At 31.7% G+C, this 9,651-nt stretch carries 9 protein-coding genes and 1 other annotated feature; of the genes, 1 reads left to right on the top strand and 8 read right to left on the bottom strand.

Going from position 1 to position 9,651, the window contains the following annotated elements:
• From aspS to SA378_RS04525, 8 genes are all read right to left on the bottom strand, one after another.
• Positions 1–1,358 (bottom strand): aspartate--tRNA ligase (aspS, locus tag SA378_RS04560; RefSeq protein WP_318524801.1); only part of this gene is annotated, 1,358 nt, incomplete at its 3' end.
• Positions 1,359–1,532: 174 nt separating this feature from the next.
• Positions 1,533–1,777: a binding site (T-box leader), on the bottom strand.
• Between the two features lie 94 nt (positions 1,778–1,871).
• The gene (locus SA378_RS04555) at positions 1,872–4,313 is read right to left on the bottom strand and encodes an ATP-dependent Clp protease ATP-binding subunit (RefSeq protein WP_318524800.1); all 2,442 of its coding nucleotides are present in this window, start codon (positions 4,311–4,313) and stop codon (positions 1,872–1,874) included.
• Between the two features lie 27 nt (positions 4,314–4,340).
• On the bottom strand, positions 4,341–5,354 hold the full coding sequence (locus SA378_RS04550) for a protein arginine kinase (RefSeq protein ID WP_318524799.1): 1,014 nt from the start codon (positions 5,352–5,354) through the stop codon (positions 4,341–4,343).
• Positions 5,347–5,850, bottom strand: coding sequence for a UvrB/UvrC motif-containing protein (locus SA378_RS04545; RefSeq protein ID WP_318524798.1), 504 nt, complete (start codon positions 5,848–5,850; stop codon positions 5,347–5,349). The genes SA378_RS04550 and SA378_RS04545 overlap by 8 nt, the downstream gene beginning before the upstream one ends.
• 19 nt (positions 5,851–5,869) lie before the next feature.
• Positions 5,870–6,337 carry a CtsR family transcriptional regulator gene (locus SA378_RS04540; RefSeq protein ID WP_318524797.1) on the bottom strand — a complete coding sequence of 156 codons (468 nt, stop codon included), beginning with the start codon at positions 6,335–6,337 and terminating at the stop codon, positions 5,870–5,872.
• A gap of 489 nt (positions 6,338–6,826) precedes the next feature.
• Positions 6,827–8,302, bottom strand: coding sequence for a DUF4173 domain-containing protein (locus SA378_RS04535; protein ID WP_318524796.1), 1,476 nt, complete (start codon positions 8,300–8,302; stop codon positions 6,827–6,829).
• 2 nt (positions 8,303–8,304) lie between these two features.
• The gene (locus SA378_RS04530) at positions 8,305–8,511 is read right to left on the bottom strand and encodes a helix-turn-helix transcriptional regulator (protein ID WP_318524795.1); all 207 of its coding nucleotides are present in this window, start codon (positions 8,509–8,511) and stop codon (positions 8,305–8,307) included.
• Between the two features lie 11 nt (positions 8,512–8,522).
• Positions 8,523–8,975, bottom strand: a complete 453-nt coding sequence (locus SA378_RS04525) for a DUF2975 domain-containing protein (RefSeq protein ID WP_318524794.1) — start codon at positions 8,973–8,975, stop codon at positions 8,523–8,525.
• Positions 8,976–9,208: 233 nt separating this feature from the next.
• Between SA378_RS04525 and SA378_RS04520 the strand changes: the two genes are divergently transcribed.
• On the top strand, positions 9,209–9,651 hold a 443-nt coding region (locus SA378_RS04520; RefSeq protein ID WP_318524793.1), incomplete at its 3' end, for a hypothetical protein.

Below are 9,651 nucleotides of genomic sequence, written 5' to 3'. Positions count from 1 at the left end.
TGAGGCATTGAAAATGGATTGTGAGTAAATCCAACATTTCCTGTGTTTTCATCAATTTCATACATTGGGAAATCTACAATGAAACACATTTCAAATTTGTTTTCATCTATTAAGTTAAGTCTGTTAGCCAATTCTGTTCTTAATTGACCCGCCAATTTTGGAGCATAGTCTTTGTCATCTGCAATAAAGAACAAAACGCACCCTGGTTTTAAATCAGCAAGTTCTGCAATTTCTTTCTTATCTTCTTCAGAAAGGAATTTGTCAATAGGGCCATGATACTTCATTTCATCATCAACCTTTATATATCCAAGTCCTTTCATGCCAATTTTCAATGCATAGTCAAGCATGTTTTCAAAAAAGCTTTTAGGCTGGGATGAGCAATTTGGTACGTTTATGGCTCTCACTGTCTTTTTTCTGAAAGGTGCAAATTCTGTTTCTAAAAACATATGGCTTATATCAATTATTTCCAGAGGGTTTCTCAAATCCGGCTTATCACTTCCGTATTTAAGCATTGATTCCTTGTATGGTATCCTTGCAAAAGGAGGCTTTGAAACACTTTTATCTGAGAACTTAACAAATGTTTCATAAAGAACTTCTTCTGCTACAGCTAATACATCTTCTTGTGTTGCAAAAGACATTTCAAAGTCAAGCTGATAAAACTCTCCAGGAGAACGGTCTGCTCTTGCATCCTCATCTCTGAAGCATGGAGCTATTTGAAAATATTTATCAAAACCTGACACCATTAAAAGCTGCTTAAACATTTGCGGAGCCTGAGGAAGTGCATAAAATTTTCCCGGATGTTTTCTGCTTGGTATAATGTAATCTCTTGCACCTTCTGGTGAAGATGATGTTAATATTGGAGTTTGAATTTCTAAAAAACCTAAATCTGTCATTTTGCTTCTTAAATATGAAATTATTTTGGAACGAATAATAATATTTTTTTGAACTTCTTTATTTCTTAAATCAAGGAATCTGTATTTCAGTCTCAAATCTTCCTTAGTATCCTTTGATGTTGCTATTTCAAAAGGAAGTGAATATCTTGTTTTTCCGAGAACCGTAAATGTTGAAGCTTCAATTTCAACAGTTCCTGTTTCAAGCTTTTCATTTATAGTATCTGCATCTCTTTTTATTACAGTGCCTGAAACGCATATAGTACTTTCCTTAGTAACTCCTTCTAACAAGCTTTCATCTTCAACAACTACTTGAACAACACCATATTGATCCCTTAAATCAACAAATTTTACTCCTCCGTGGTCTCTTACATTTTCAAACCAACCTGAAACTCTTACTTCTTTACCTATATGGCTTTCTCTAATTTCTCCGCAAGTATGTGTGCGGTATTCATTGCTTTTAATCATAATTAGTTATTCCTTTCAAAATATATTTTTACATATCACAGTCTCAATCACAAATTTATTTGTTCGCTGTCGCTCACATGAATTTGGATTTCGTTGCGGTTGACCTACCGCTATTTTTTCCTCCCTTACGGTCGAAAAAATAGGGTTAGGGCATACAAAAAACTCCTCAATCCCGAAAGGGACGAAGGAGTTAAAATTCGCGGTACCACCCTAATTAGCATATTACTATGCTCACTCTAAAAACACAATCATGTTCTTGCCCATTTATCGCCGGGATGCGTTTGAGCCTACTTTTGCAAATGCAATTTGGGTCAAAAGCTCAAGGATGTTCTTCATTGTAAGATTATTGTAATAGACTTTCACCATCGCTATCTCTCTGTAACTAAATCTTAAACTACTCTTCCTGTCATCGCTAAAGATTTATTTTTTTATTATTATATATGCTTTTGAATAAATGTCAATGCTTTTTTAATAATTTTTAAATATAATTTTAAATATTCGCCCTAACTACAATTACCTATTGTTAGAAAACAATAATTCTTTGTCATCTGCAGATATTTTTATAGTATCCGACTTTTGAACTGTGCCTTTTAGCAGCTCCTCGGACAACCTATCTTCGATTTTTCTTCTTATTTCTCTTTGAAGAGGTCGTGCACCATATACTGGGTCAAATCCTTCCTCCGCCAACAAATCTCTAGCCTTTTCATCTAACTCAATTTTTATGTTAAGCTGTTCAAGCCTTTTTGACAAATTGTCAATCATCAATGATACAATTTGTTTTATATGGTCCTTGTTCAACGAATGAAATACAATTATCTCATCAATACGGTTTAAAAACTCAGGTCTGAATGTCTGTTTCAACTCAGTCATTACATTTTCCTTCATTTTTTCATATTCATCTTTTTCTTCATTTGTAGAATTTGATGCAAAGCCTAATGTTCTTTGCTTTTTAATTGTGCTTGCTCCAACATTGGATGTCATGATTATCACTGTGTTTTTAAAATCTACGGTCCTTCCCTTTGCATCTGTCAAACGTCCATCATCAAGTATTTGAAGCAATATGTTAAAAACATCCGGATGAGCTTTTTCTATTTCATCAAACAAAATAACTGAATATGGTTTTCTTCTGATTTTTTCTGTCAATTGTCCTCCATCATCAAAACCAACATATCCCGGAGGTGAACCCACAAGTTTTGATACAGAATGTTTTTCCATGTATTCTGACATATCAACTCTAATCATGGCATTTTCATCACCAAACATAGATTCAGCCAACGCTTTTGACAACTCTGTTTTTCCAACACCTGTCGGTCCTAAGAATATAAATGAACCTATTGGTTTTTTAGGATCTTTAAGTCCAACCCTTGATCTTCTTATTGCTTTTGATAATGCTTCAACAGCAGGCTCCTGACCTATTACTCTTTTGTGAAGTATATCTTCCATATGTAGTAATCTGTCTGATTCATCACCTTGAAGTTTTTTAACAGGTATTCCAGTCCATTGAGATACAACTTCAGAAATTTCATCATATCCAATGCTTGAATCTTTTGAGTTTTTTGCAGCCCAAAGTTTCTTCTGCTTATCTAACTGTTCTGTCAAACTTTTTTCTTCATCTCTGAAAGATGCAGCTTTTTCAAATTCTTGATTGTTTATTGCTGCTTTTTTTTCATTCTTAAGTTCTTTAATTTTATCTTCAATTTCCTTTAATCCTTTAGGAACAGTCGATGATTTTAATCTTGTTCTTGATGCAGCTTCATCAATTAAGTCAATTGCTTTGTCTGGTAAAAATCTGTCTGAAATGTACCTGTGTGACAATTTTGCAGCTGCTTCTATAGCTTCATCCGTTATAGATACTTTGTGATGAGCTTCATATTTGTCTCTTAAGCCCTTCAATATTTTTATAGTATCTTCAACACTTGGTTCTTCAACCGTTATAGGCTGAAATCTTCTTTCAAGGGCAGCATCTTTTTCAATGTGTTTTTTATACTCATCCAACGTTGTAGCTCCTATTATTTGAAGCTCTCCCCTTGCTAATGTAGGCTTCAATATATTTGAAGCATCTATAGCTCCTTCTGCAGCTCCTGCACCTATTATTGTGTGAAATTCATCAATGAACAAAATTATATTCCCAGCTGCTTTAATTTCATCAATTGCACTTTTAAGTCTTTCTTCAAATTCTCCCCTGTATTTAGCTCCTGCAACCATGCCAGCCATATCAAGAGTTATAACCCTTTTGTTTTTTAATGTTTCTGGAACATTTCCTTTAATTATTTCTTGTGCCAAGCCTTCTGCTATGGCTGTTTTACCTACTCCAGGCTCTCCAATAAGACATGGGTTGTTTTTTGTTCTTCTGGATAATATTTGAATTACTCTTTCAATTACATCCTCTCTGCCTATAACTGGATCCAGCTTGCCATCCCTTGCTCTTTGATTTAAATCCATTCCATATTTGTCAATAGTTTTTGTGCTTACATTTTCAGGTTGTTGAGGATTTGAGCTAAAATCAGCACTGCTCTCTGTTCCTCCGCTTCCTTGCTTAACAGCTTCAAGAACTTCAAATTTAAGCTCTTTAAGATTTACAACTGATTTAATTATTTGAGCTGCAATACCTTCACCTTCATCAATTAGCCCAAGCAATATATGTTCCGTCCCTACATATGGAACTCCCAGCTGCGAAGAATACTGACGTGCAAGCTCAATTATATACTTGCTTCTTGGACTGATTGAAATATATTCAGGTATACTGTCACCCATACCAACTGTGTTTTTTATTATTTCTCTAATTTTATCAACATTTAATTTATTCCTAAGTATTTTTCCTGCAATGCCTTCTTTTTCAAGCATAAGGCCAAGCAATATATGTTCAGTACCAAGAACACTTTGCTTGAAGTTTTTAACTTCTTCTTGAGCCAACTCAACAGCATTTTTGGCAGAATTATTAAATCCGCTTATCATATTTTCATCTCCTATCTCAATATGCTATTATTCACTTATATCATATAATAATTCATTTCTTATGATTTCAGCCCTTTTCTTATCTCTTTCCTTTGGAGAAAGTTCTTTTCCTGCCACGGAGGAAATATTGTTGGGCTGGATTTTTACCATTAAATTATATAGGTTCTTATCCTCTGATATTTTAATTATGCCCATTTCTTTGCCCAATTTAAGCAGTGATAATAATTTCATTGCTTCTTCAGCAGTCATCTTTCTGGCATTTGTAAGAAGTCCATACGATCTATAAAAATCATCTTCTATTTCATCTAAATTGTTTTTTTTCAGATGTTCCCTTGTTCTTTCTTCTTTTTCCACAATTTGTATAACTATTTGTGAAATTTTATCTATCAACGTTTCTTCCGACGCTCCCAATGTTCCTTGGTTAGAAATTTGGTACAAGTGTCCCATGGACTTTGTGCCTTCTCCATAAACTCCCCTTACTGCTACTCCAAGCTGTGATATTCCATATATAAGTTTATCTATTTGATTTGTAATGGACAATGCGGGTAAATGAAGCATCACTGAAGCTCTCATTCCGGTTCCTATATTTGTAGGACAGGATGTCACAAATCCCAGTTCCTTGTCAAACGCATAATCAACATGTTCTTCTAATATATCATCAATTCTATTGCTTTCATTCCAGCATTCTTTTAAAGACATTCCATTTTCAAGAGTTTGAATTCTAATGTGATCCTCTTCATTCAACATTATGGACACTCTTTGATCAGTGCTTAAAAGTAATGCTGCAGCTTCCTTTTTTTCTGCCAATGCAGGACTTATGAGGTGATTTTCAATCAATACACTCTTCTCGATATCAGACAAATCCTTCATGTATGTCAATTTATAATTTAAATTTTGTTTTTCTACTGCACTCTTTACCTCTGAAATAACTTTGTCCGATTCATCTGCTGTCATTTTTATAGGGAACTTATAATTTTTTAAATTTCTGGCAAGCCTTATTCGGCTGGTTATGACTATATCCTTATTTTCCAAATTATTCATCTCCATCCTGCATATTATTTTCCATTTCGCGGATTTTATCTCTTAACTTAGCTGCTGTTTCATATTCTTCTCGTTCAATTGATTGTTTTAATTCTTCTTTTAATTTTTCAATATCCTTTTGAACTTTATAATTACCACCTGCTCTTTTTGGTATTTTCCCTGTATGTGCAGCATAGCCTTGAATACTCTTTACAACCGGCATAAGTCTTGGTTTAAATGTATCAATGCAATGACTGCAACCAAATTTTCCGGTTTTTTTAAATTCTTCATAGGTCATTCCGCATGTAGAACATCCTTTTGAAGGTAAATAAGTCGTTGTATTAAAGGCATTGTTCAACATGGCTGAAAATAAATTCTCCATTGAAAAACTAGAATTTAATATTGATTGATTTTTCTTCGCACATTCTTCACATAAATGCCTTTCTGTTTTCTTTCCGTTTATAATGTAAGTAACATGCACTTTAGCTTCATTTTTACCGCATTCATCACACAGCATAATTTCCTCCTATTTGACATCAGTCATTTTCAACTGATGATAAAATCATTTCCTTTAAAATGTCAGCTCTCAGTTTATTTCTGTCTTCATAGGAAACAGCGTTAAGAGCTCTGTCGCTTAATGAACTCTGCATAATTTTTTGTTCCCTAGAAGATATTATTTTTCTGTCCTCCAAAGCATGTATTAAATCAAGTGCTTTATTAAATGTTATATTGCTTCCAATACTGTCATTCAATAAACTTTCCAGTTCATCCTTCATTGAAGTTCGAACTTTAAAAATTCTTATACATCCTCCGCCGCCTCTTCTGCTTTCAACTATGTAACCTCTGTCATTGTTAAAACGTGTAGTGAGAACATAGTTTATTTGAGAAGGAGAACAATCAAACTGCTGCGCCAAAATATTCCGCTGTATTTCAATAGTTTTGAAATTGTTTGCTTCCATTAATTCCTTGATAAAGCCTTCAATTATATCGCTTAAATTAGACATTTTCTCACATCCTTGTTGCTGACTTTAACTTTGACTTTCTTTGACCTTTATTTTATTATACTTGAAGATATTATTTTCTCAAATACCGTTTTGTATCAAAAGTGTTTAATTTTAACTATATTTTTGTATTTACTGAATTATATTATTTATTTCTTATACTTTCTTTTATATTCTGTTCTAATATTATTATTTTACACTACGTGGCAAACTTGACCGGAAATGTTTTTTGAATGTTGATAAGAAACTGGAATTAGAAAGGCTGTTTAATTTCATTGTACCTTCAGATAATCTGTCGTAGTAGGATAAAAATAATTAATATAAAAAAGAATAGAATTGAAGTAATTCATTTCTACTCTTTTTCACCCCTTCCTTCTTTATGAATTTTTACACTGACATTTTCACCAGAAAGGGTTATTTTATTCCTACATTTCTAATTTTTTTGTTTAAAGACAAGTATTGAAATTTTAAATTTATAAAGTTTTGGTGCTCTTAATTTTCGTTTAATAGCTTTCTTGTTTTATCAATGGATAAATTGTAGCTTCTCCAGCTGACATCATCATTATATAAGGAATTCATTTCATCTAAATAAATCCTGGCATTAGTTTTAGTAATTATTTCAACGTCACTGCTCAGCAATCTCATTATTTGAGGAGCTGCATCAATAGATAAACTCATTAAATAATTCATATCAATTGTTTCAGTTTGACCGGCAAAATACATGTCTATATTTCTTTTAGCAATAATGTTGTCAATTTGAATAACATTTAAAGTTAAATAATATATGAGGCCTATTGTTGAATATATAGCCAATATATTAAAATTATGTTTTATAATATAAATTAAAGTTGCCGCTAAACCAAGTGCCTCAAATATCAAAAATAAATACACTAAAATTCTTAATCTCGTGAAACCATACTCATTATCATAAAGCATCATCCTATAAAACGATGAAATAAGCATTATTCCGGTTAGTATGCACAAGTAAATCATCATACTCTTTGTTAATTGTGCCCATTTGCATTTTTCAACATATATTTTTTCTTTCAACAAGTACGTAGTCATTAAAATAAGAGCAATATTTAAAACACTTAAAAAAACTAATTCAAAAAAACCTCGTCTTGCATATTCCGAATAATTAAGGCCATAAGGAAGATTACCCTCTGCAAATAAATATTTGAACTGTATACCTATAAATATTGTATACACCAGTAAAATGGAAACCAACAAAATATTAGAAATGATTACATCTCCCTTGAGTTTTTTTGAAAATAAATCACTTAAAGGTTTTATACTATGATTAATTTCCTTTTCAACAAACAAGGAGTATAAATGCCCAAATAAATACAACCCTGCTATGGTACCTATAATAAATTTATAGACATATATAAAATCAAACAAACTTGTAATCCATGAGGACAAAGATACCGAGCTTTCGTAAAATATCATATCTGCTGATGATAGCATCATAATAAGAAATATTACACATGGAATTGATATTAAAACACCTATTATAATTCGACCGGCAAGCAATCTTTTAGATTCGTTTTTACTGTTTGCAGTGCACCATTTAAATGGTACTTTGAAATTAACAAACGGCTTGAAAATATTAACAATAATATGAAAACCGTGTTCTAGATTGAGCTTTTGAAGTGTTAACTTATCATTGAACATTAATATCATAACACTGTACAATATTATTATTACAAAGTAATTTACCCCCCACCACAAATTGCTGCCGCTTATAAAATTATTTAAAGATAATATGAATATGGGCAGCATCACAAGAATGCCTTTTTTATTTTTTACTTCTTCCCTGTTTCTAACGATTAAAAATATTGAAACAACTTGCACTATAATAAATATCGGAATGCTTATCCCTGGTCTTGGAGTTAATATTAAAAATATGTAACTTATTGCTGAAATTAACCCATATAAGGATAATCTTACTTTTATTTTACTATCCATAACTACTCCTTTACATATTCAATTATATCACCTGGCTGGCAATCCAACGCTTTGCAGATTTCTTCCAATGTTGAAAATCTTATTGCCTTCGCTTTATTGTTTTTCAATATAGAAAGATTTGCAGGTGTTATATTTATTTTCTCTGCCAATTCCATAAGTCCTATTTTTCTTTTAGCCATCATCACATCAAGTTGTATTACTATTGACATATAATTACCCCCTACACTGTTAAGTCATTTTCATCTTTGTAAAAAATAGATTGTTTAAACAAATCTTTCAATGTTAAACACAACAGACAAGCCACAACAAATATTGCAATAATAACTGCAGTTGAAATTGTAGGCATTATTAACAGCTTTAAGAAATATATAATTGAAATTGTCAAACAAGCTACTGCTATTTTTCTAAGGCAAATAACATTGGCGGCGATAAAAGGATTTCCGTCTAAAAGTGTCTTAAATATTACTTTTAATTGCCATAAAATATAAACTGAGGAAATGCCTGATAATAACAGCGTAATTATCATGAACCGAGCCAGTTTATTTGCAATACCAAAATATTTGAACAACCATGGCGAAGAAAAAGGCACCATCAAGCAACAAACAATACCAACATAAAATAAAATATCAACACAAATTTTAGTCATATAATGAACAATACTTTTTTTATACATTACGCCCTCCAAATAATAATGTTTGTAATTAAAATTATATCAAAAGTTTTACAAATGTCAATAATTATTTATTGTTTTTCGATAATTTATTATTGATATTACATTTATTTCTATTATAATCTATAAACTAAAAAACGACCCTACATAGCAGATTATTTAATCTTGTGACGCAACACTCCTTTTTGAATATATTAATACATAAAATAGTATAGACTGAAAGGAGTGTTTTAAAATTGTACAATAGGAATATTCCATATTCGAAATATAATAATGTAAACATATCTGAAACCTTGCCTAAAACAGATAGTACAATTCCATTAGGATTTTTAGATGTTAAAGTATTAACTGAAGGTGGAATACCAATAGAAAATGCTGTAGTAACTTTATATATATTGGATAGATTTAAAGGTGAGGCTCCAATTCAAATTGGTTTGACGGATAAAGATGGTAATTCTCCCCGCTTTTCAGTACCAACATCATATAACATAAGTAATATAATAGGACAGGATTTTTATTTTACAACTTACAACTTAAGAATAGATGCTGTAGGATATTATTCAGTACAAACAAACAACATACGCTTTTATCCAGGAATACTTACTGTACTCGCTTATGATTTGATTCCTATACCAATAAAAATTCCTGGAGTAAACCTTGAACAAAGAATTCAACTGCC

This window comes from Sedimentibacter sp., assembly GCF_033447055.1.
In the GTDB taxonomy this organism is placed as follows: domain Bacteria; phylum Bacillota; class Clostridia; order Tissierellales; family Sedimentibacteraceae; genus Sedimentibacter.
The sequence above is the reverse complement of the archived record's forward strand: the minus strand, read 5'-3'. Positions and strand labels throughout refer to the sequence as shown.

Bases quoted from the DNA above. Each gene is read 5' to 3' on its own strand.
- SA378_RS04555 (WP_318524800.1), bottom strand. From the start codon at position 4,313: ATGATAAGCGGATTTAATAATTCTGCCAAAAATGCTGTTGAGTTGGCT.
- SA378_RS04550 (WP_318524799.1), bottom strand. From the start codon at position 5,354: ATGAATAATTTGGAAAATAAGGATATAGTCATAACCAGCCGAATAAGG.
- SA378_RS04545 (WP_318524798.1), bottom strand. From the start codon at position 5,850: ATGCTGTGTGATGAATGCGGTAAAAATGAAGCTAAAGTGCATGTTACT.
- SA378_RS04540 (WP_318524797.1), bottom strand. From the start codon at position 6,337: ATGTCTAATTTAAGCGATATAATTGAAGGCTTTATCAAGGAATTAATG.
- SA378_RS04535 (WP_318524796.1), bottom strand. From the start codon at position 8,302: ATGGATAGTAAAATAAAAGTAAGATTATCCTTATATGGGTTAATTTCA.
- SA378_RS04530 (WP_318524795.1), bottom strand. From the start codon at position 8,511: ATGTCAATAGTAATACAACTTGATGTGATGATGGCTAAAAGAAAAATA.
- SA378_RS04525 (WP_318524794.1), bottom strand. From the start codon at position 8,975: ATGTATAAAAAAAGTATTGTTCATTATATGACTAAAATTTGTGTTGAT.